The sequence below is a fragment of the Janthinobacterium sp. 61 genome (assembly GCF_002846335.1).
GTDB lineage: Bacteria > Pseudomonadota > Gammaproteobacteria > Burkholderiales > Burkholderiaceae_D > Janthinobacterium.
Window position 1 is genome coordinate 1863672 of the sequence record NZ_PJMQ01000001.1, and the last position, 20358, is coordinate 1884029.

The following is a 20358-nucleotide window of genomic DNA, read 5'->3' on the forward strand; positions in this document are numbered from 1 at the left end:
AGGAAGCTGCAACGCCGCCATCGGCATTTTCTCAGTCCCGCGTCTCCGGCCCGCTGTTCAAGCTATACAGCCTGCGGCCGTATTCTGAACCAGATCGCATACATCGCCGGCAGAAACACCAGGGTCAGCACCGTGCCGGCAAACGTGCCGCCGATCAGGGTGTAGGCCAGCGTTCCCCAGAAGACCGAATGGGTCAGCGGAACGAAGGCCAGGATGGCCGCCAGGGCGGTAAGGATCACCGGTCTGGCGCGCTGCACGGTCGCTTCGACGACGGCATCGAAAGGCACCAGCCCGGCCGCCTCGTTATGGTGGATCTGGCCGATCAGGATCAGCGTGTTGCGCATCAAAATGCCCGACAGTGCGATCAAGCCGACCAGCGCATTGATGCCGAACGGCTGCTGGAACAGGATCAGCGTGGGCACGACGCCGATCAAGCCCAGTGGACTGGTCAGGAAAACCATGACCATGGCCGAAATCGAGCGCACCTGCAGAATGATGATCAGCAAGGTCAACGCCAGCATGATGGGGAACAGGGGCAGCATGGCCTTCGTCGCCTTCGCCGATTCCTCGATCGAGCCGGCCTGCTCGATGCGGTAGCCGCCTGGCAGTGTATCGATGATGGACCGCAGCTGCGCCGTGATGGCGCCCGACACGTCGGGCGGCTGCATGCCGTCGGCGATGTCGCCGCGCACGGTAATCGTCGGCTGGCGGTCGCGCCGGCGCATCACCGGTTCTTCCCAGCGTACCTCGACCGTGCCCACCTGCGACAGCGCGATGCGCTCGCCGTTGGCGCCAGCCAGGGTCAGGTCGGCGATACGGGCAGGGTCCTGGCGCATGTCGCCGGCCGCGCGCGCCACCACCTGCACCGTGCGGATATCTTCACGCACGGCGGTGACGGCTACGCCGCTGAGCAGGAACTGCAACTGCTGCGCCACGGCGCCTGAGCTCAGCCCCATGGCTTGCAAGCGGTCCTGCTGCAGGCTGAAATGCAGGGTGGGCGTGCGCGTGCCCCAGTCAGTATTGACGGTGCGCATCATGGGACTGGCCTGCATCACGCGCTGCACCTGGCCGGCGATGGTGCGCAGCACCTCGGGGTCCGGGCCGCTGACGCGGTAGGCGACGGGAAACGGCGAGTATGGGCCGAACACCAGTTGTGTGACACGCACGCGCGCCTCCGGTGCCAGGCCTGCGGCAACGGCCACGCGCAAGCGCTGTTTGAGGGTGTCGCGCGCTTGCTGGCTGTCGGTGCGCACGACGATCTTGGCAAACGAAGGATCGGGCAATTCCGGCCCCATTGCCAGGTAAAAGCGCGGCGCGCCCTGGCCAACATAGGCCGTGACGATCTTCGCCTCGGGCTGGCGCGCCAGCCAGGTTTCCACTTTCATCGCCGCACCGCTGGTCTGCCCGATCCCGCTGCCGTAAGGCAGTTGTACTTCGATCAGCACTTCAGGACGGTCGGAGACGGGGAAAAACTGTTTCTTGACGATGGCCATGCCCAGCACGGCCAGCACGAACAGGCCGATCACGGTGGCGAACACCAGCCATTTGCTGGCGATCACGCGGCCCAGCAGGCGGCGAAAGCGGTGGTAGCGCGGCGTGTCGTACAACGCATCATGGCCGCCGGCGACCTTTTTCAGCTCGGGCAGGAGCTTCACGCCCAGATAAGGTGTAAACAACACAGCCACCACCCACGAGGCGATCAGGGCGATACCGACGATCCAGAACATATTGCTGGTGTACTCGCCGGCGCTGGAGCGGGCAAAGCCGGTGGGCATGAAGCCGACGGCCGTGACCAGGGTGCCCGCCAGCATGGGCGCGGCCGTATGGCTCCAGGCATACGCGGAGGCGGCAATGCGGCTGTAGCCCTCCTCCATCTTGACCACCATCATCTCGATGGCGATGATGGCGTCGTCCACCAGCAGGCCCAGGCCCAGGATCAGGGAACCGAGGGTGATGCGGTCGAAATTCTTGCCTGTCGCGGCCATCACGATGAACACGACGGCAAGGGTCAGCGGCACGGCGGCGGCAACGACGATGCCGACGCGCCAGCCCATGCTGACAAAACACACCAGCATCACCACCAGCAGCGCGGCGAGGAACTTGAGCATGAATTCATCCACGGCCGCGCCGATATTGACAGCCTGGTCGGTGACCTTGGCCAGGCTCATACCCAGCGGCATTTCAGTGCCGATGGCCGTCACTTCCCGCTCCAGCGCCTTGCCCAGGTCCAGGCCATTCCAGCCATCGCGCATGACCACGCCCAGCAGCAGCGCCGGCTCGCCGCCATTGCGCACCATGAAGCTGGCCGGGTCCTCGTGGCCGCGACGCACAGTGGCGATATCGGACAGGGCCAGCGTACGGCCCTGCGCCACCACCGGCGTGTCGCGGATCTTTTGCAGCGCGTCGAGCGCGCCGTCGAGGCGGATGAACACTTGCGGCCCCCGCGTCTGGACCGAACCGGCTGGCGTGAGCGCATTCTGGCCGTGCAGCGCCGCAAACACGTCCTGCGCCCTGACGCCCAAAGTGGCAAGGCGCTCCTGAGAAAACTCGACATAGATGCGTTCGGCCTGCTCGCCGATGATATTGACCTTCTTCACGCCCGGCACGTGCAGAAGGCGCTGGCGCAAGGTTTCAGCCTCGCGCACCAGCAGGCGCTGCGGCTCGCCCCGCGCCTTGAGCGCAAACAGGGCAAAGGTGACGTCCGCGTATTCGTCGTTGATCATGGGACCGATGACGCCGGACGGCAGGTTGGCCGCCTCGTCGCCAGCCTTCTTGCGCGCCTGGTAGAACTCGGCCTGCACCTGGTCGGGCGGCGTGCTGTCGAGCAGGGTCAGGGTGGTAAACGCCAGGCCGGGCGTGGTATAGGTTTCGGCGCGCTCGTACCAGCGCAGCTCCTGCAGGCGCTTTTCGATCTTTTCGGCCACCTGGTCCTGCATTTCGCGCGCGCTGGCGCCTGGCCAGGCGGTGACGATGGTCATCACCTTGACCGTGAAGGCCGGGTCTTCCGCCCGTCCCAGCTTGAAGAAGGACAAGAGGCCGGCCAGCGATATCAGGCAGATCAGGAACAGCGTGACGGAACGCTCGCGCACGGCCAGCGCCGACAGGTTGAAGCCCCCGCTCATGGCCGCGCTCCCGCACCCGCTTGCTCAAGTGCGACCTGCTCGCCGTCGCGCAGCAGGTGAGCGCCCAGCGCAACGATGCGTTCGCCGCTTTTGAGCTGGCCGCTGACGTCGGCGCCGTCATCGTGCAGGCGGCGCACCTTGACGGGCCGCCAGGCCAGCCGCGCCGGCTTACCCTGGATCAGCCACACGCCCGGCCCCTTGCCCCCATCGTGCAGGGCCGCGAGCGGTACCCGCACGGCATCGCCGGCATCGGCGCTACCGGCAATGCGCACCGTGACGGTGGCGCCCAGTGGCGCGCCCGACAGCGCTGCATCGAGCACATAGCGCGCCTCGAAGGTGCGCGTTTGCCGGTCCGCATTCTGCGACAGCTGCCGCAGCGTGGCCGGCACGCTGGCGCCCGGCCTGCCAAATAGCGTGGCCTGGGCGGTCGAACCAAGTGCCGGGCGCAAGGTTTCCGGCAACTGGATCGCCGCTTCGCGCCGCCCGTCATGGGCCAGGCGCACCGCCGGCTGCCCGGCAGCGAGTACCTGGCCCGGTTCGGCCAGCGTATCCGTCACGATGCCATCGGCATCGGCCACCAGCACTGCGTAGCGCAGCGCATTGCGCGCCACGTCGGCCTGGGCCTCGGCTGCCTTGAGCTGGGCAGCCGCGGCGTCGGCCAGCGCCCTGACCTGGTCGTACGCTGATGCCGAGATGGCGCCGGTGCCGCGCAAGTCGCGGTAGCGCGCCTCCTCGTCGGCCGTCTGGCGCGCGCGGGCGCGCTCGGCCGTGACCGCGTCCTGGCGTGCCTGGGCCAGCAGTTGCAAGTCCTGCGCATCCAGGCGCATCAAGGCTTGGCCACGCCGCACGGTCTGGCCGGCATCGACCAGGCGCTCCTGCACCTTGCCGGCGACCCGAAAACCCAATTCGCTTTGCACGCGTGGCGCGACGACGCCGGTAAAGGTACGCGCACCCGACTCGGCACCCTGCACCGTTACAGCGCGCACCAGCGGCATGGCGGTACGCGGATCGGCTTGCGCCTTCTCGCCGCAGGCGGTCAGGCCCAGGGACAAGGCCAGGGGCAAGGCGGAGATGACAGCAGATGAGGCAAGACGGCGCCAGCGCATAAGAATCCCATGAACGAATTGAATAGGGTTCTCATTCTGGTACTGGTGACCAAATAAGTCAACAGTCACAAACCGGCATTGTGACTAGGGTGACAAGCTGCGCAACACGAGGCTGGACAATTGTGCCGGCGCCGTCTCGCTCGTCTCCAGGCTGTGCTGCAGCAGCAAGGGATTGATGTAGGGGCGCATCACCAGGTAGATCGCGCTTGCTGTTTCGTCGAGCGGCGTCTTGCGCTCGAAGTCGCCCGTCTTGCGGCCCTGCTGCAAGATATCCTGCAGCAAGGCGCCCATGGCCAGCTCATAGGCCTGCACCGTCGGCCAGCGCCCGGTGGCGGCCGAGGCGGCGATGTCGTACAGCTTGCGGTCCTGGAAGAACAGCCGCAGGCTGGCCTCGACACTGGCCTTGAACATGCGCCGCAGCTTCTCTGGCGGCTGACCGGCGGCATCCACCGCTGCCCTGACCTCGGTTTCAATCTGGCGCAGACAGTTGCCGCAGATATGTTCGCCGATAGCTTGCTTGGACTCGAAGAACTTGTAGATATAAGCCTTGGAAAAGCCGATGGCCTTGGCCAGGTCGGACACGGTGGTCTTTTCGTAGCCATACAGGCTGAAATATTCGGTGGCGGCGACGACGATCTGATCGCGCACGTCGTGGCCGGCCGGGCCGCGCGCGGGCGACGGATTTGTTGGATGAAGTGTGGTGTGGTTCATGGCCACAGCTTAACGCGCCGCGCCAAAATGCACAATAAGTGACCAAAATGTATTATAGTCACACTCATTTTCTTTTTTTAACGAACAGGACAATCCCTATGCCCATCCCAGCCCTTCTGCGCCTCCCCTTCGTGCTGTGTGCCGCCGGCCTGGCCGCGGGCTGCACCGCCGGTGCCGATTACCACCGGCCCGCACTGCCGCAAGCGGCGCAGTATCTGCACCAGTCGGCAGTCGGCTTGCGCCAGGACGCCGATACAGCCGAACTGCAGCAGTGGTGGACGGCGTTTGGCGATCCGTACCTGACTCGCCTGGTGACGCTGGCACTGGCGCAAAACCTCGACCTGGCGCAGGCTGCAGCCAGGGTGCACCAGGCGCGCGCAGTGCTTGGCGCGGCCGATGCCGCATTGCTGCCCTCGGCCAATCTCGAAGGCCAGACCGCGCGCGCCTATCAATCGGTGCAGACGCCACTGGGCAAGGTGCTCGATGCCACGCCCGGGTTCGCGCGCGCCGGCAGCGCGCACGAAGTCAACCTGGAAGCGTCATGGGAACTCGACCTGTTCGGCGGCCTGCGCCGCGAACGCGAAGCGGCGCGCGCCGACTACGAGGCGACGGCAGCGGGATGGGCGGCAGCGCGCCTGGCCGTGGCGGCACAGACGGCCGACTTGTACCTGACCATCCAGGGCCTGCAAACGCGGCGCGATCTGGCACGCAAGCAGGTCGACACCCAGGCGGCGGCGCTGGACATCGCGACACTGTTGTACGGCAAGGGGTTGGTGAACGAGCCGACGCTGCGGCAAGCCGAGGCGGCACTGTCGCAGGCGCGCGCGGCCATGCCAGGCCTGGAAACGGCGCGCGAAGTGGCACTGCATGCGCTCGACGTGATGCTGGGCGCGGCGCCCGGTACCCATGGCCACGAACTGCCCGCCAGCGGCATCATCGCGGTCGCGCCACGCATCACGGCCGGGGGTACGCCAGGCGACCTGCTGCGGCGCAGGCCCGACCTGATCGTGGCCGAGCGGCGCCTGGCCGCAGCGAGCGCGCGCACCGGCGCGCAAATGGCCGAATACTATCCCAAACTGAGCCTGGGCGGCCTGCTCGGCAGCACCACCGCCGGCGGCTCCCTGTTTGCCAGCGGGTCCGGCCAGGTTGCGGGCGTGCTCGGCATGCGCTGGCGCCTGTTCGATTTCGGCCGCATCGCTGCGCAGATCGACGCCGCCCGGGGCCAGGAAGCCGAGTTACTGGCGGCCTATCGTCTGGCCGTGCTGCGTGCCGCGGAAGACGTGGAGAATGCCTGTTCGGCACTGCTCGGGTACGAACAGCAGGCAGGCCTGCTGGCGCAAAGCGTCGATGCGCTGCAGCGCGCGCGTGCCTCTGCACTGGCGGTCTTTCACAAGGGAGCGATCAGCCGCCACGATGTGCTGCAGGCCGACGCCCAGCTGTTGCGGGCCGAGGATGCGCACGCGCAGGCGCAAACGGCCGCCGCACGTGCGGCGGTCGCCACCTACAAGGCGCTGGGCGGCGGCTGGCAGGCGCCAGCGCCTGCGGCCCTTGCTGCGCGGTAAAGCCGGGACAGCGCTCAGAAAAAGTGGCGCATCCCCGCCATCACGCCATTCTGCGTGCGGCCCGCGCCCACGGTGCCGCCCGCGTCCAGCGCCACGGCGGCAGCGCCATCGTTGTCCATGCGGCCGATGGCGCTGTAGACGGCCGTGCGCTTGGACAGGTGATACGTCAGGCGCACGGTGGCCAGGGTGGCATCGTTGGGACTGTGCTTGACGGCCAGCCTCGCGATTTGCCCATCGAGGACCAGCGCGGGAGCGACCGGCCAGGCGGCGCCCACATACAGCAGTTGCGAGTCGACTTGCCCCGTGGCGGCGCGGATGGTGCGGTCGATGATGCCGCCGCCGATTTTCAGCTTGTCAGCCATGGCGTAGGCGCTGGCGATCACGCGGCGGTCGAAGTTGCGGCTCGATGTGAGGCCGTTGGCCGCGCCCGCGTTGCCGTACATGATGTCGTACGACGCCGTGGCGCCGTAGCGGCCTGTGTCATAGCCCAGCAAGGCAGTGATTTGGCGGCAGGCCTTTGCATTGCCCGCCACTTCGCCCGCGCAGCCCGTGGCCGCCGGCCCGCCCGCTGCCGAGGCATCGCGCCCCAGGCTGTAGGTGGCGCCCACCGTCACGTCGGAAAACGTGCCCAGGTAGCCGATGGCGTTGTCGCTGCGCGCATTCGGCAGGTACAGATCGAGGCTGCTGATGGAAAACAGGGCCGGGCCCATGATGTCGGACTTTTGCGTGGCCCAGAACGACATATTCATTTGCCGCCCCAGCATCACGCTGCCATAGCGCCCCTTCAAGCCCACGTATGACTGGCGGCCGAACAATCTCCCGCCCTGCCCCGCGATGCCCGTATCGACGCCGAAGCCCGATTCCAGCGCAAAGATCGCTTGCAAGCCGCCGCCCAGGTCTTCCACGCCCTTCAAGCCGAAGCGCGATGGCAATGAACCCGTCAAGGTGGGCATCTTGGTGACGCTGTCGCCGGCCGCGTTGGCATTCGTCGTGTAGGCCACTGAGCTGTCGAGCACTCCGTACAGGGTGACGCTGCTTTGCGCGTGGGCGCTGGTGCTCACGCCGTGGGCGCACGCGCCCAGCAGCGCCATGGTGATGGCGTTGATTTTTCTCATGCTTGTCTCCGTTTTTTGTGGTTTTATTCTGCGTCTGGCTGCACATCGGGGTGCGCCTGCTGAAAAGCCGGCAGCGCCTCGCAATGCGCGACGATGCGCAGGATCGTCGGATACGGCGCCAGGTCGCACTTGAATCGCAGCGCGTTGTATACCTGCGGCACCAGGCAGCAGTCGGCCAGTGTCGGCGTGTCGCCATGGCAGAACATGCCTGTATGTGCGCTGCTCGCCAACTCCGCTTCCAGCGCGGCCAGGCCCAGATGGGTCCAGTGCTGGTACCACGCATTCTTCTGTTCCTGCGACAGCGCCAAGGGCCCCGTCAGGTAATTGAGCACGCGCAGGTTGTTCAGCGGGTGGATGTCGCAGGCGCAGACCATGGCCAGCTGGCGCACGCGGGCGCGGCCCGGCGCGTCGGCCGGCAGCAGTTTTTGCCCCGCCTGTGTCTCGTCCAGGTATTCGATAATGGCCAGCGATTGCGTCAGCACGGCGCCGCCGTCCTCCAGCACGGGCAGTAGCTGCTGCGGGTTAAGGCTGGAAAACGCGGGCGTGAACTGCTCGCCGCCATTACGGCTCAGGTGCACATAGGCCGTATCGGCGTGGAGGTTCTTCAGGTTCAGCGCGATGCGCACGCGGTAAGAGGCGGAGCTGCGGTAATAGCCATGCAATTTCATACGGTGCTTTCAGTCAGGGTAGCTGGAACGGCGGCAGAGCGATTCCGGACGCGCATCAAACGACCCATGGCCAGCAGCGCCAGGGACGCCAGCACGGCCGGGATGGCCAGCAGGAAGAAGATGGTTTCGTTATCGAGTTTCAGGGTCAGCATCAGGCCACCGGCCATGGAGCCCAGCACGGAGCCGCTGCGGCCCACGGCGGCGGCCCAACTGACGCCTGTGGCGCGGCTTGACGTGGGGTAGAACGCAGCGGCCAGCGCATTGGCGCCCACTTGCGAACCGCTGACGCCAAAGCCCACGCCGAAGACGGCCAGCACCAGCAAGGCCAGGCTGCTGCCCGACAGGGCCACGACGACGATGCAGCCGGCGGCCGCCAGGTAGGCGATGCTCAGCACTTTATGGGGGCTATAGCGGTCCATCCAGCGGCCCAGCAGGATGGCGCCCACCGTGCCGCCCACCTGGAACATCACCGTCACCAGAGAGGCGTTAGACAGGGACAGGCCATTGCCGTTAAGCAAAGTCGGCATCCAGCTAGAGAGCAAATAGATGATGAGCAGGCTCATGAAGAACGTGGACCACAGCAGCAAGGTGCCACCAATCACGCCGGGACGGAACAGTTCCGCCATGGGGGAGCCTGCGAGTTTTTTGTCGCTGACCACGAGGCGCGGCAAGGCGGCCAAGGCGGGCGCGATGCGGCGCACGATGTTCAACACCTGGCTACCGTCGCGTCCTTTCAATACCAGCCAGCGCAGGGACTCGGGCAGCGCCAGCAGCAGCACAGGCACCAGCAGCAGGGGCAAGGCACCGCCCAGCATCAGCACCCCGCGCCAGCCGATCAGGTGCAGCAGCTGCGCCGAAGCCAGGCCGCCCAGCGCGGAACCGATGGTAAAGCCGCAGAACATCATGGTCACGAGGCCGGAACGGCGCTGCTGCGGGCAGTATTCGGACGTCATGGTCACCGACGTCGGCATGGCGCCGCCCAGGCCCAGCCCCGTGAGGAAGCGCAACACCAGCAGCATCGTCAGATCCGTCGACCAGGCCGACAGCAGGCTGGCCGCGCCGAAGAAGGCGACGGACACGATCAGCACAGGACGGCGGCCGTAGCGGTCCGCCAGGGGACCGAATAAAAATGAGCCAGCCATCAGGCCAAACAGCCCGGCGCCGAACAGGGGCGCCAGCGCGGCGGGGGTCAAACCCCATTCGGCGCGGATGGCAGGCGCGATGAAGCCGATCGAGGCCGTGTCGAAGCCGTCGATGGCGACGATCAAAAAGCATAGCCAGAGAATCAGCTTCTGGTAGCGGGAAAACGGGTGACTGTCGAGGAAGTGCTGGACGTCGGTGCTGGCATTGCTGTTCATGCTGTCTCCATTCTTGTTGGTGGCATTACCGGGCTGCGCGATCTGTGCCGCGCTGGCCCGGGGATGTTTATTGCACGGCGACGGTGATCGGCGTCAAGCCTGCGATGCGCGCCTCCATGGTTTGCCCGCTGGTGACGGCACCCACGCCTTCGGGCGTGCCCGTCATGATGATGTCGCCCGGCTGCAGCTCGAACAGGGTCGACAGATTGGCAATGACTTCATTGACGGACCAGATCAGGTGCGTGAGGTCGCTCGTCTGCACGACCTTGCCGTCCACTTCCAGCACGATGGCACCCGTGGTGATCTCGCCGGACGCGGCGATGGGCGTGAGCGCGCCAATGGGGGCAGAATAGTCGAAGGCCTTGCCGATTTCCCACGGGCGCCCCTGTTCGCGCATGCGCATCTGCAGGTCGCGCCGCGTCATGTCCAGGCCCACGCCATAGCCGAAGATGTGCGACGGCGCATCCTCCAGGGCGATATTGCTGCCGCCTTTGCCGATAGCGACCACCAGTTCGATTTCATGGTGGTAATTCGACGTCTGCGCCGGATATGGCACGTTGGCCGTCACGCCGGGCGGCACGGGCACGACGGACTTGTCGTCGTTCGGCTTGCAAAAAAAGAATGGCGGTTCGCGGTCCGGGTCAAAACCCATTTCGCGCGCATGGGCCGCGTAATTGCGGCCCACGCAATAGATGCGGCGCACGGGAAACTGGCTATCGGTGCCGACGATGGGCAGGCCGGCGATGGCTTGGGGGGCAAAGATGAAGTTGGTCATGTCAAAGTCCTGTCTGAAAAATCAATCGGTCAAAAACTGCTCGCGCAGCACGCCCATCGCTTGCTGCACGGGGCGGTCGGAAAAACTGAACAGCACCACGTCTTCCTGCGGGCAATCGAAGGAAACGGCGGCCCATGAAGGCACGACGAAGGTGTCGCGCGGGGCGAAGTCGAATAGCTGCTCGCCTATCGTCACCGTGCCACGGCCTTCGACCACGCTGTAGACAGTGCCGTCCGTGCTGCGCGCGCGCTTGCCCGCAAACCCTTTGGGCAGCAGTTGCATGAAGGTGGCCATGGTCGGCATGGGCGAGCCACCCGTCAGGGGGTTCACATATTTGAGCTTGTAGCCGTGCCAGCAGTCGATGGCGTCCGTGCGCGACAGCAGGTCCAGCGCTTCGCGCGAGCGGGCATACGGGTAGTTGAAGATGGGCGACGTGGCGCCCTCGTGCAGCCGCTTCACGGGCGCCATGTTGTAGCCGTAGCGGGCGAAGCTCTGGCCTTCCGGGCGGGTGACGGTCTGGCTGTCTTCCGTGTCGTTTTCCGCGAAACCGGAATCGAAATAGCGGAGCATGGGAATGTCGAGGCCATCGAGCCACACGACAGGCTCGCAGACGCCATCCACACCCAGGTTGCCATGGTCATGCCAGGTCCACGAGGGAGTAATGATGAAGTCCCCCGGATGCATGGTGGTGCGCTCGCCCGCCACGGTCGTGTAGGCGCCCTGCCCGCTCACGACAAAGCGCAGCGCCGACTGGCTGTGACGGTGCGACGGCGCCACTTCTCCGGGCAAAATCAGCTGCAAGCCCGCGTACAGCGATTGCGTAATCGAGGAGCGGCCCGGCAAGGCCGGGTTTTCCAGCACGAGGACGCGGCGCACGGCTTCGTGGGCCGTAATCACCTCTCCGGCGCGCGCCAGCTGCGGCGCGATGTCGGCATAGCGCCACAGGGCGGGAGCATACGGCGCCGTCGGATGGGGCGGCACCAGGGTGTGCAAGGATTGCCACAGCGGCGACAGATGCATGCCGCTCAGGGCTTCATATAAAGCCTCGCGTTCGGGCGTTTGATGGGAAGTCATGCTGCGTCCTTCTCGGTGGTGGCCAGGCAGGTTTGCGCCGTCCAGCCATACAGCCAGGCCAGCGCCTCATAGAATTGCGCGGGCGTGCGGCCGCGCCACAGGTCGTTACGCACCAGGCGTTCGACGCCTTTGGCGTGATACAGACGGCCCATTTCGCGCGCCGACAGCACGACGCGCGCGGTGCGGGCGATGCGCGAGGTTTGATACAGCTGGAAGGCGGCGGCCATGTCGAAATCGCAGGCGCGCACGGCCTCGCCCAGGGTCACGGCATCTTCCAGCGCCATGCAGGCGCCCTGCGCCAGGTATTGCAGCATCGGGTGGGCCGAGTCGCCCAGCAAGGTCATGCGCTTCGTGCTCCAGTTGGCGACGGGGTCGCGGTCGGCCGTGCTCCAGCGTTTCCACGAGGTAGGCTTGTGCAGCAGCTGGCGCGGCTGCGCGTGGACGCCGTCGAAGTAGGACAGCACTTCTTCCTTGCTGCCGTCCTTGACGCTCCACGCTTCCTGATCGCGGCTGTGGAAGGTCACTACCAGGTTGTATTGCTCGCCATTGCGCAGCGGGTAATGCACGAGGTGGCAGTTCGGCCCGGCCCAGACGACGGGCGCGTTCCAGCGCAAATCGGCCGGCATGTCGGCGGCCGGCACCACGGCGCGGTAAACCACGTGGCCGGAGACGCGCACCGCATCGCCCACGATACGCTCGCGGATCACGGACTTGACGCCGTCGCAGCCGATCAGTACATCGGCGCGGAAGCTGCGTCCCGCCGCATCGACCACGGTGACGCCCGTGTCGTCTTCCGTCACGTCCGTCACCTGCGACGACGTCACGAACGTGATCAGCGGCGAGGTGCGCACCGCGTCGAGGATGGCGCCGTGGATGTCGGCCCGGTGGATGACGGCGTAGGGATTGCTGAAGCGCTCACGGAAGGCCGTATCGACGACAAAAGTGCCTACCTCGGTCGCGTCGACGGCATCCATCATCACCAGGCGTTCCGTGAAGACGGCCTTGGCACGCGTGCGTTCTCCCACGCCCAGCGCGTCCAGCGCGGCGAAGGCGTTGGGCGCCAGCTGGATGCCGGCGCCGATCTCGCCCAGGGTCGAAGCCTGTTCCAGCACGGTGACGGCCAGCCCCAGGCGCGACAGGGACAGGGCGGCGGCCATGCCGCCAATGCCGCCGCCGACGATCAAGACCGACGGTTTGTGGGGTGCTTCCATTTCTTTCCTCCAATTGATCTGTGTGCTTGCGCGATGCACGTTTGACGTGCTCTTGGTATGACAAGCAGTGTGCCGACAGCTCAATATTTGGTAAAGCGATGGAATACAATAGCAACAATCAGGTTTTTAAATAATGGTAGGGAGGCTAGTCCATGTCGCGCTTCGATATCGAACTGCTGTTCATCTTTGACGAGATCTATAAAAGCCGTAATGTGACGCGCGCGGCGGAAAACCTGGGCTTGCCGCAGTCGACCGTGAGCATTGGCCTGGGCAAGCTGCGCACGCATTTCGGCGACCGCCTGTTCGCGCGCACCTCGAAAGGCATGGAGCCGACACCGCGCGCGCAAAACGCCGTGCAGGATGTACGCGCCGCAATTGCCGCCTGGCAGCACGCACTGGCCGACCAGCCCGTGTTCGACCCGGCCGCCAGCACGCGCGAATTTGCCATCTGCATGACGGACATCAGCGAAATCGTGCTGCTGCCCACGCTGCTTAACCATCTGCAGCAGATCGGGCCTGGCATCACCCTGGACGTGTCAAAGATCGCCACCGACACGCCCGAGCGCCTGGAAGGAGGCGAAGTGGACCTGGCCGTGGGCTTCATGCCGCACCTGGAATCGGGGTTTTATCAGCAGAAGCTGTTCGACCAGCACTTTGTCTGCCTGGTATCCAGCAGCCACCCGCGCATCCGCGACAGCATCACCGTGGAACAATTCCTGCAGGAGGGGCATATCGAAGTGAAAAGCTCGGGCACGGGACATTCCATCGTGGAAAAGGTCCTGGCGGCGGCTGGCGTGCAGCGGCGCATCGTGCTGAAACTACCCAGCTTCCTCGGTGTATCGCGCATCGTCGCCGAAACCCAGTACATCGTCACGGTACCGTACCGCTACGCGCTGCAAATGCAGGACCACGAAGCGTTCCGCATCCTGCCCCTGCCCGTGGCGCTGCCCAGCTTTTCAGTCAAGCAGCACTGGCACGAGCGCTACCATGAAGATGCATCGAACCGCTGGCTGCGCCAGACGATGGCGCAGCTGTTTGGGGCTGGCGACGCCACAACCTTGCCTATCGGATAATTTTTCCGCATACTGCCACACCTAGCCTTTTCACTGCCTTCCACTATGCCCATCAGCCTGCGTGCCGTCACCGCCGACAATTTTGACATCATCAGCGAACTGCCTTTGCTGCCTCAGCAGCGCGACTATCTGGCCAGCAACGACTATTCCATCGCGCAAGCGAGTTTCCATCCCGCCACCATGCATACGCGCGCCGTGTATGACGATGAGGAGGTGATCGGTTTCCTGATGTTCGTCTCGCCCGACGACGACGATCCGCCCGGCCACTACCAGATCTGGCGCTTCATGATCGATCACCGGCGCCAGGGACAAGGCCATGGCCGGACCGCCCTCGCTCTGGCACTGGCGGAAATCCGCACGCGACCGGATGCGCGCAGCATCGAAATCTGCTACAAGCCTGGTAATGCCAACGCGAAACAGTTCTATGCGAGCATGGGTTTCGTGGAAAAAGGCATGGATGCCGATGACAATGACATGCTGGCCGTCATTGATCTGACCTAACTGAGCTGACCTTCGGGGAAGGCATGCGCCGGGAAATGCCGCCGATCATGCGGCGTAGGTACAGCTTGATTGTCTGGCTGCGGCGGAAACTGTTTCGGCGCAGCCAGACTGGGCATGGCAGGCAAGAAAGGGCAAGATGCGCTAAGCTGCTTCCGCCCCAACACTTTACAAGGACCACCATGACCCTGATCGTCGTCGCCACCATCGATGCCCAAGCTGACCATATCGACGCCGTGCGCGCCGCCCTGGAAGCAGTCGTACCGCCCAGCCGCGCGGAAAGCGCCTGCCTGCGCTACGAGTTGCACATCGACAACAAGATTCACACGCGCTTCATCATGCTGGAAGAATGGGCCGACCAGGCGGCGCTGACGGCGCATTATGCGACGCCCCACTTCAATACGCTGGTCGCCGCCGTGGGCGACAAGGTCGTCAAGATCGACGTGGCTGAGTTGAGCAAGCTGAAATAAGGGCAAGCGCGTGGCCATAAAGAAATGTTGCCATCTATAATATGGCAACTATTCCTTATGGCCATCATGACACCATTTCCCAAGATACGCGGCGCCGCAGCGGCAGCCGCCTTGACTCTCTGCACCGGCGCCTCGGCGCAAGCGCCCATGCCCAAGCTCGCGGGCGAGTACAACTTGCTCTCCTCGACGACCGTGCCGCCCAGTACCTGGGGCTATTCCAAGGCCCGTGTTTCAATCAAGCAGCTCGACGACCGTCACCTGCTGATCCTGCTCGCCTGCGAATGGAAACGCGAACCGAAGGCCGTCTGCGGCGATTACTTCTATGCCCAGTGGCGCGACGAGGGCCTGTACCTGCAGGATATGAACACCTTCGCCATGCGCCTGTATTTCGATCCCGCCTCGCGCAAGCTCACCATCATTTCGCGCGGCGCCGACGCCAAGCAGAGCGTGCGGCACGAGGTCTTCGGCACGACGACCGCGCCGCTGGTCGACACAGCCCTCGTGCGGCGCATGAAGCGCGAGCAATCGAATGCCGACAGCAAGGAAAACCGGCGCGTGTTCGGGCCCCACACGAAGTGGGACTACCAGGAAAACCGCATCGAATTCCAGCGCCAGGACTTGACGGCTCCATGATGTCGCGTCTGATCCAGCCCATGCGGCGCCAGCTGCTGCGCCTTGCCGGCACCTTGCTGTGCTCTCCCATGCTTGCGCGTGCGGCCGATGACGGCCTGCCCGTCGCCGTGCGCCAGCGCATCCTGTCCACCCTCGACTCTCCGCTGCCCAAGGTGCTCAATGTGCACCATCTGGCGCTGATACGGCGCTTCAACATCGGCTGGTCGCCCGTGGAAAGCGGCGCGCCCATGCTCAATCCGGCCTACCCGCTGGGCAAAGGCGATACCCTGGCGCTGGCCATGCAAGCCATCGCCAGCAAGGATGCAGCGCTGGCCGCGCAGCGCCTGATGGAAGCGTCGCAAATGCTGCCCCACTTCGTGCACATGGCCGACCTGAAACCGGGCAGCTATGCCAACGGCAAGGCGCCCTTCGTCCTGACCGGACAACATGTGACATTGCTGCGGCAGCAGTCATGGATGTCGCTGGAAATGCTGGGCATGGGCGCGGCCGAGGATTACCTGGCCGAGGGCTACTGGCCCACCCCGTCCGTCGACGGCAAGCGCCCGTATGGCGACTTCACGAATTACCCGGTCGAGATGGCGCAAGCGCTGGGCCTGCCCGTGCGCCAGCAAGCGGACGGCAACCTGGCCATCACGCCCGCGCTCCGGACGGAGCTGAAGGTGCTGCACCAGCAAACCATGCCTGCACTGCAAGTGTTCGTGCGGCAGGCGGGGTTGAGGCGCAATACGCTCTAAGCGTGCCGGGCCGGATTGCCCGGCTTTACAGGGAATCGAGCCTGGCCAGCATACTGGCCGCCTGCTGCCGGAAATCCGCTATCGTCGCCGCGTCCATTTTCTCCAGCTGGCGATACGCCATGCCTATGCGGGGATTGCGTTCCAGGGTGTCCGCGTTGCGATGAAAAAAATCCCAGTACAGGGCATTGAAGGGGCAGGCACGCTCGCCGATGCGCGCCTTTTTATCGTAATGGCAGCCTTTGCAATAATCGCCCATGCGGTCGATATAGGCGGCGCTGGAGACATATGGCTTGGTGGCCAGCAAGCCGCCATCGGCGAACTGGCTCATGCCGACGGTATTGGGCAACTCCACCCATTCGAAAGCATCGATATAAATACCCAGGTACCAGCCATGCACCCTGGCAGGATCCAGGCCGGCAAGCAGCGCGAAATTGCCGATCACCATCAGGCGCTGGATATGATGCGCGTGTGCCTGCTCCAGTGACTGGGTGATCGCCTGCGACAGGCAATGCATCTTCGTCTTGCCATCCCAGAACCACGAAGGCAGCGGGCGCGTGTGGCCAAAGAAGTTCTTCTCCGCATAGCCGGGCATATGCGCCCAGTAAACACCACGCACATACTCGCGCCATCCGAGTATCTGGCGGATGAACCCCTCCACCGCAGCCAGGGGCGCATGGCCGGCGTGATAAGCCGATTGTGCCCTCGCGACGACTTCGCGCGGCTTGAGCATTTTCACGTTCAGCGCGAACGACAGCAAAGAATGAAACAAGCGCCATGCCTTGCTGCTCATCGCATCCTGGAAATCGCCAAAATGCGGCAATGCATGGGCGATGAAGGCATCGAGCTGCTGCAGCGCTTCGTCCCGGTTCAGCGCCCATGGCAGCCGGTCGGCCTGGGGAGCGCCAAAGCTTTTCACGCCTGCGGCGACGATGGATTGCCATAATTGCCCATGATCGTGCAGCGTGCGCGGGTCTTGCGGCTCGGCGGGCGTACCGCGCCAGGGCTTGCGGTTATCGTGATCGAAGTTCCATTGGCCGCCCACGGGTTTTTTCGCGTCTTCCATCAGCACCTGATGCGTGCTGCGCATCTGGCGATAGAAAAACTCCATCAGCCATTGCTTGCGTCCGGCAAAAATATCGGCCACCTCGTTGCGGGCCGTATAGAAATGGTCGCTGTCGACCATCAGCCAGGGGATGGTCGAGCGTCGTCCCGCCTGGTAGAGCTGCTGGTCAAGGCGCCATTCGTCCGGTGCCTGGTATTCGAAGGCGCCGGCGTCATAACGGGTAATCAGCGCTTCGATATTCTCCGGTATCGAGCGCGTGCTTGCCGCCTCGTCGATGGCGATGTAATGGACTGTGTGGCCGAGCTGGCGCAGCTGGCGCGCCAACTCCCGCATGGCTGCGAAGATCGCCAGGATTTTCTGCGCATGATGCAGCACGTAATCCGTTTCTTGCCGCACTTCCATCAGGACATAGATGGTGGCGTCATCGACTTCGGTGAACCAGCGATGCTGCGCATTGAGCTGGTCGCCGAGTATCAGGCGCAGTGTGGGCTTGTGTGAGGTCATGATTATTCTTTGCGATGGTTGAATTTGCCATGGCGGCGGCGCCTACCCTTGCGGCACCGGGACCGGCACCGGCGCCGGAGCGGGTTGCGGTGCCGGGGATGGCGCCGGCTCCTGCACCGCCTTGCCATGCGACTCCTGTCCACCCTCGCCTTCGGCCGGCATGGCCAGCGGCGCTGGCGGCGCGCCTTCCTGCAGCAAGTTGCCCGGCTCTTCCACCGGCTCATCCTGTGGCTCCTCGACCACTTCCACATGGCGTAGCGGCGGTGGCGGCTTGCCGCCGGGGAAGATGGCGTCGCGCGACAGCTTGCCCGTATCGAGCGCCGTCTTGAAGAAGTCGCCCACCACCAGCACGGCGTTGTGGCCGCCCTGGCCCCAGTAATTGCTGCGCATGGTGACCCTGGCGTCATTGAAACCTACCCAGGCCCCGCCCACCAGTTCCGGATGCATCAGGATAAACCAGCCATCCGCATTGTTTTGCGTGGTGCCGCTCTTGCCAGCCACGTCGGAGCGGATGCCGAAGCGGCTGCGGATGGCCGTGCCCGTGCCGCGGTCGATCACGCCGCGCATCATGTCCGTCAGGGTGGCGGCCGATGCCGCCTGCATGGCGCGCGTGGGCTTGTCTTCGCCAAAACGGGCGATGACCGTCCCTTCGCGGTCTGTGATGTGCGTCACGACGAACGGCAGTCGCGCCTCGCCCTGGGCCGCGATGCTGGCGTAGGCGTTGACCATTTCCAGCAAGGTGACGGGACTGGTGCCCAGCGCCAGCGACGGCACTTTTTCCAGCTTGCTGTCGCGGATGCCCAGTGCGCGCGCCAGCTTGATGATAGGCGGCAAGCCGACATCCTGCATCACTTGCGCCGTGATGGTGTTTTTCGAGTAGACGAGACCGTCTCGCATGGTCATGTCGCGCCCCGTGGTGCCGCTCATGTCCGTGGGTCGCCATATCGTGCCGTCGGATGCCTTGATATCCATCACGGCATCGCGGTAGACGTGTTCGGGACTGAGGCCCTTTTCCAGCGCCGCGCCATACACGATAGGTTTAAAAGTGGAACCGGGCTGGCGTGCCGCCTGCGACACATGGTCGAATTGTTCGCGCGCAAAGTCGCGGCTGCCTACCCAGGCGCGCACGGCGCCCGTGGCCGGGTCCATGGCCGCAAAGCCCGCTTCCAGGCGCGTCTTCGACTTGCGCAGGGCCGCCATGAAGGCGCGGTCGCCTTTCAGCTGCGCCAGCGCTGCCTCTGGCGTGCCGCCGGCGGCCGTCAGCTTGCGGTAGTCGCCCGACTCGCGCACGAAGGCGTCCAGCAGGGCCGGATGCGATTTCCAGAAGTAATCGAACGGCACGCTGCCGCCCTGCATGCCCGCATACATTCCCGTCGAGGTAGACGACGGCACCCCGGCGCGGCTCCATTCCACGTCGGCAATGGCCTGCAAGGCGTTCGCCTGGCGCTCGACGGCGCGCTCGGCCGCCTGCTGCAAATCATGGTCGAGCGTGGTGTGCACCACCAGGCCATCGCGCTCCAGGTTGTAATCGTTCTCGTCAGCCCAGTCGATCAGCCACTTGCGCACATAGGCCGTGAAGTGGCTGTCCGACTGCGCCCGCTCGCTCTGGCGTTCGAAATGCAGGCGCAGCGGACGCTTGATCAACTGCTGGTAACGCGCTTCGTTGATAACATCATGTTTGCGCATCTGGCCCAGCACCACATTGCGCCGCTGCAGGGAACGCTCGGGATTGCCGACGGGATTGTAGTAATTCGTGCCCTTGAGCATGCCAACCAGGGTGGCGCTTTCCAGGATGTCGAGGCGCGACGCGGGCTTGTCGAAATACGTACGGGCCGCCATTTCGATGCCGTAGGTGTTGTACAGAAAAGGTACCGTGTTCAGGTAGGCTTCCAGGATTTCCGTCTTGCTGTAGGTGGCCTCGATCTTCAGGGCCGTGATCAGCTCCTTCAGCTTGCGGTTCAGGTTGCGCGAGCGGCCAATTTCCTCGGGGAACATATTGCGCGCCAGCTGCTGCGTGATGGTGGAACCGCCCTGGGGGTTGCCCCCGGCCGTGTGCAGGATGGCGCCGGCAGTTCGCGTGAAGTCGATGCCGTGGTGTTCGTAGAAACGGTGGTCTTCCGTCGAGATCAATGCGCTGATCACGTTCGGCGAAATCTGCTTCAAGGTGACCCGCTCCTGCAAGCCCTGGTCGAAACGGACCAATTCCTTGCCATCGGCGCTGACCATGGTGCTCGGTGCGGCCGCGCGCGCCTGGCGCAAGTCGTGGATGCTGGGCGTCAAGGGGATCAGCAGCAGCATGTACAGCGTCACCATGCCCAGCACGGCCAGGAAAGACCATAGTCCCAGCACCAGCGCGCGTCGCACGGGCGGCAAGGTCATCAAGTGCGCGTGGCCGCGCCGGTACAGCGCCACCGCCTTGACCCACGCCAGCCCCGCCACGCGAACGACCTGCGCGCGCGCCTGTATCAATGCCTGCCGTGCTTTTTCCTGAAACTGCTCCATGCCTGATGCCATGCTTGTAACCTTGTCTGATGCCGGATGATCCGTTTCAGCAAGTATATAGGGCGGGCAATGTGGCGGGATGGAAATAAGTAAGCGGAAGTACGGAAGATGTCAGGATTATTGCCCATCCGTACAACAAGCAGTTATTATCGGGAGGCAACCCAGCCACACTCAATGAA

General features: G+C 64.6%; 17 protein-coding genes. 6 read left to right on the forward strand and 11 right to left on the reverse strand.

The window, feature by feature from the left end:
- Positions 1-62 precede the first annotated feature (62 nt).
- From CLU92_RS08580 to CLU92_RS08590, 3 genes are all read right to left on the reverse strand, one after another.
- Positions 63-3122 carry an efflux RND transporter permease subunit gene (locus CLU92_RS08580; protein ID WP_101481537.1) on the reverse strand — a complete coding sequence of 1020 codons (3060 nt, stop codon included), beginning with the start codon at positions 3120-3122 and terminating at the stop codon, positions 63-65.
- Positions 3119-4228: an efflux RND transporter periplasmic adaptor subunit gene (locus CLU92_RS08585; protein WP_101481538.1), complete on the reverse strand. Its 1110-nt coding sequence runs from the start codon at positions 4226-4228 to the stop codon at positions 3119-3121. Before CLU92_RS08585 ends, CLU92_RS08580 begins: the two co-directional genes overlap by 4 nt.
- Positions 4229-4312: 84 nt before the next feature.
- Positions 4313-4939, reverse strand: coding sequence for a TetR/AcrR family transcriptional regulator (locus tag CLU92_RS08590; protein ID WP_101481539.1), 627 nt, complete (start codon positions 4937-4939; stop codon positions 4313-4315).
- Between the two features lie 98 nt (positions 4940-5037).
- Between CLU92_RS08590 and CLU92_RS08595 the strand changes: the two genes are divergently transcribed.
- Positions 5038-6501 carry an efflux transporter outer membrane subunit gene (locus CLU92_RS08595; protein WP_101481540.1) on the forward strand — a complete coding sequence of 488 codons (1464 nt, stop codon included), beginning with the start codon at positions 5038-5040 and terminating at the stop codon, positions 6499-6501.
- A gap of 14 nt (positions 6502-6515) precedes the next feature.
- On the opposite strand, the gene CLU92_RS08600 is transcribed toward CLU92_RS08595, so the two are convergent.
- The 6 genes from CLU92_RS08600 to CLU92_RS08625 all read right to left on the reverse strand — a co-directional run bounded on the left by CLU92_RS08600 (position 6516) and on the right by CLU92_RS08625 (position 12702).
- Positions 6516-7616 carry a porin gene (locus CLU92_RS08600; protein WP_101481541.1) on the reverse strand — a complete coding sequence of 367 codons (1101 nt, stop codon included), beginning with the start codon at positions 7614-7616 and terminating at the stop codon, positions 6516-6518.
- A 23-nt stretch (positions 7617-7639) separates the two neighbouring features.
- Positions 7640-8284 carry a maleylacetoacetate isomerase gene (gene maiA / locus CLU92_RS08605; protein WP_101481542.1) on the reverse strand — a complete coding sequence of 215 codons (645 nt, stop codon included), beginning with the start codon at positions 8282-8284 and terminating at the stop codon, positions 7640-7642.
- Positions 8281-9642: an aromatic acid/H+ symport family MFS transporter gene (locus tag CLU92_RS08610; RefSeq protein WP_101481543.1), complete on the reverse strand. Its 1362-nt coding sequence runs from the start codon at positions 9640-9642 to the stop codon at positions 8281-8283. Before CLU92_RS08610 ends, maiA begins: the two co-directional genes overlap by 4 nt.
- A gap of 67 nt (positions 9643-9709) precedes the next feature.
- Positions 9710-10417, reverse strand: coding sequence for a fumarylacetoacetate hydrolase family protein (locus CLU92_RS08615; RefSeq protein ID WP_101481544.1), 708 nt, complete (start codon positions 10415-10417; stop codon positions 9710-9712).
- Positions 10418-10438: 21 nt separating this feature from the next.
- Positions 10439-11491 carry a gentisate 1,2-dioxygenase gene (gene gtdA, locus CLU92_RS08620; protein ID WP_101481545.1) on the reverse strand — a complete coding sequence of 351 codons (1053 nt, stop codon included), beginning with the start codon at positions 11489-11491 and terminating at the stop codon, positions 10439-10441.
- Positions 11488-12702 carry a 3-hydroxybenzoate 6-monooxygenase gene (locus CLU92_RS08625; RefSeq protein ID WP_101481546.1) on the reverse strand — a complete coding sequence of 405 codons (1215 nt, stop codon included), beginning with the start codon at positions 12700-12702 and terminating at the stop codon, positions 11488-11490. Before CLU92_RS08625 ends, gtdA begins: the two co-directional genes overlap by 4 nt.
- A 152-nt stretch (positions 12703-12854) precedes the next feature.
- Here CLU92_RS08625 and CLU92_RS08630 point away from each other — a divergent pair, with 152 nt between their 5' ends.
- The 5 genes from CLU92_RS08630 (at position 12855) to CLU92_RS08650 (ending at position 16110) form a co-directional block, all read left to right on the forward strand.
- Positions 12855-13775, forward strand: coding sequence for a LysR family transcriptional regulator (locus CLU92_RS08630; protein WP_101481547.1), 921 nt, complete (start codon positions 12855-12857; stop codon positions 13773-13775).
- Between the two features lie 45 nt (positions 13776-13820).
- Positions 13821-14276: a GNAT family N-acetyltransferase gene (locus CLU92_RS08635; protein WP_101481548.1), complete on the forward strand. Its 456-nt coding sequence runs from the start codon at positions 13821-13823 to the stop codon at positions 14274-14276.
- Positions 14277-14455: 179 nt separating this feature from the next.
- Positions 14456-14743: a putative quinol monooxygenase gene (locus CLU92_RS08640; protein WP_101481549.1), complete on the forward strand. Its 288-nt coding sequence runs from the start codon at positions 14456-14458 to the stop codon at positions 14741-14743.
- Between the two features lie 66 nt (positions 14744-14809).
- Positions 14810-15376 (forward strand): hypothetical protein, encoded by a 567-nt coding sequence (locus tag CLU92_RS08645; RefSeq protein WP_101484574.1) that lies wholly within the window; start codon positions 14810-14812, stop codon positions 15374-15376.
- Positions 15373-16110, forward strand: coding sequence for a hypothetical protein (locus tag CLU92_RS08650; RefSeq protein ID WP_101481550.1), 738 nt, complete (start codon positions 15373-15375; stop codon positions 16108-16110). Before CLU92_RS08645 ends, CLU92_RS08650 begins: the two co-directional genes overlap by 4 nt.
- 25 nt (positions 16111-16135) lie before the next feature.
- Here the strand turns inward: CLU92_RS08650 and CLU92_RS08655 are convergent, their stop codons facing one another.
- Both CLU92_RS08655 and CLU92_RS08660 read right to left on the reverse strand, forming a co-directional pair.
- Positions 16136-17677 carry a cryptochrome/photolyase family protein gene (locus CLU92_RS08655; RefSeq protein ID WP_101481551.1) on the reverse strand — a complete coding sequence of 514 codons (1542 nt, stop codon included), beginning with the start codon at positions 17675-17677 and terminating at the stop codon, positions 16136-16138.
- Between the two features lie 42 nt (positions 17678-17719).
- A complete protein-coding gene (locus tag CLU92_RS08660; protein ID WP_101481552.1) occupies positions 17720-20191 on the reverse strand; it encodes a penicillin-binding protein 1A in 2472 nt (823 codons plus the stop codon).
- Between the last annotated feature and the right edge of the window lie 167 nt (positions 20192-20358).

Excerpts from the sequence above, each read along its gene's own strand:
- CLU92_RS08580 (WP_101481537.1), bottom strand. The coding sequence starts at position 3,122 with ATGAGCGGGGGCTTCAACCTGTCGGCGCTGGCCGTGCGCGAGCGTTCC.
- CLU92_RS08585 (WP_101481538.1), bottom strand. The coding sequence starts at position 4,228 with ATGCGCTGGCGCCGTCTTGCCTCATCTGCTGTCATCTCCGCCTTGCCC.
- CLU92_RS08590 (WP_101481539.1), bottom strand. The coding sequence starts at position 4,939 with ATGAACCACACCACACTTCATCCAACAAATCCGTCGCCCGCGCGCGGC.
- CLU92_RS08595 (WP_101481540.1), top strand. The coding sequence starts at position 5,038 with ATGCCCATCCCAGCCCTTCTGCGCCTCCCCTTCGTGCTGTGTGCCGCC.
- CLU92_RS08600 (WP_101481541.1), bottom strand. The coding sequence starts at position 7,616 with ATGAGAAAAATCAACGCCATCACCATGGCGCTGCTGGGCGCGTGCGCC.
- maiA (WP_101481542.1), bottom strand. The coding sequence starts at position 8,284 with ATGAAATTGCATGGCTATTACCGCAGCTCCGCCTCTTACCGCGTGCGC.
- CLU92_RS08610 (WP_101481543.1), bottom strand. The coding sequence starts at position 9,642 with ATGAACAGCAATGCCAGCACCGACGTCCAGCACTTCCTCGACAGTCAC.
- CLU92_RS08615 (WP_101481544.1), bottom strand. The coding sequence starts at position 10,417 with ATGACCAACTTCATCTTTGCCCCCCAAGCCATCGCCGGCCTGCCCATC.
- gtdA (WP_101481545.1), bottom strand. The coding sequence starts at position 11,491 with ATGACTTCCCATCAAACGCCCGAACGCGAGGCTTTATATGAAGCCCTG.
- CLU92_RS08625 (WP_101481546.1), bottom strand. The coding sequence starts at position 12,702 with ATGGAAGCACCCCACAAACCGTCGGTCTTGATCGTCGGCGGCGGCATT.
- CLU92_RS08630 (WP_101481547.1), top strand. The coding sequence starts at position 12,855 with ATGTCGCGCTTCGATATCGAACTGCTGTTCATCTTTGACGAGATCTAT.
- CLU92_RS08635 (WP_101481548.1), top strand. The coding sequence starts at position 13,821 with ATGCCCATCAGCCTGCGTGCCGTCACCGCCGACAATTTTGACATCATC.
- CLU92_RS08640 (WP_101481549.1), top strand. The coding sequence starts at position 14,456 with ATGACCCTGATCGTCGTCGCCACCATCGATGCCCAAGCTGACCATATC.
- CLU92_RS08645 (WP_101484574.1), top strand. The coding sequence starts at position 14,810 with ATGACACCATTTCCCAAGATACGCGGCGCCGCAGCGGCAGCCGCCTTG.
- CLU92_RS08650 (WP_101481550.1), top strand. The coding sequence starts at position 15,373 with ATGATGTCGCGTCTGATCCAGCCCATGCGGCGCCAGCTGCTGCGCCTT.
- CLU92_RS08655 (WP_101481551.1), bottom strand. The coding sequence starts at position 17,677 with ATGACCTCACACAAGCCCACACTGCGCCTGATACTCGGCGACCAGCTC.
- CLU92_RS08660 (WP_101481552.1), bottom strand. The coding sequence starts at position 20,191 with ATGGCATCAGGCATGGAGCAGTTTCAGGAAAAAGCACGGCAGGCATTG.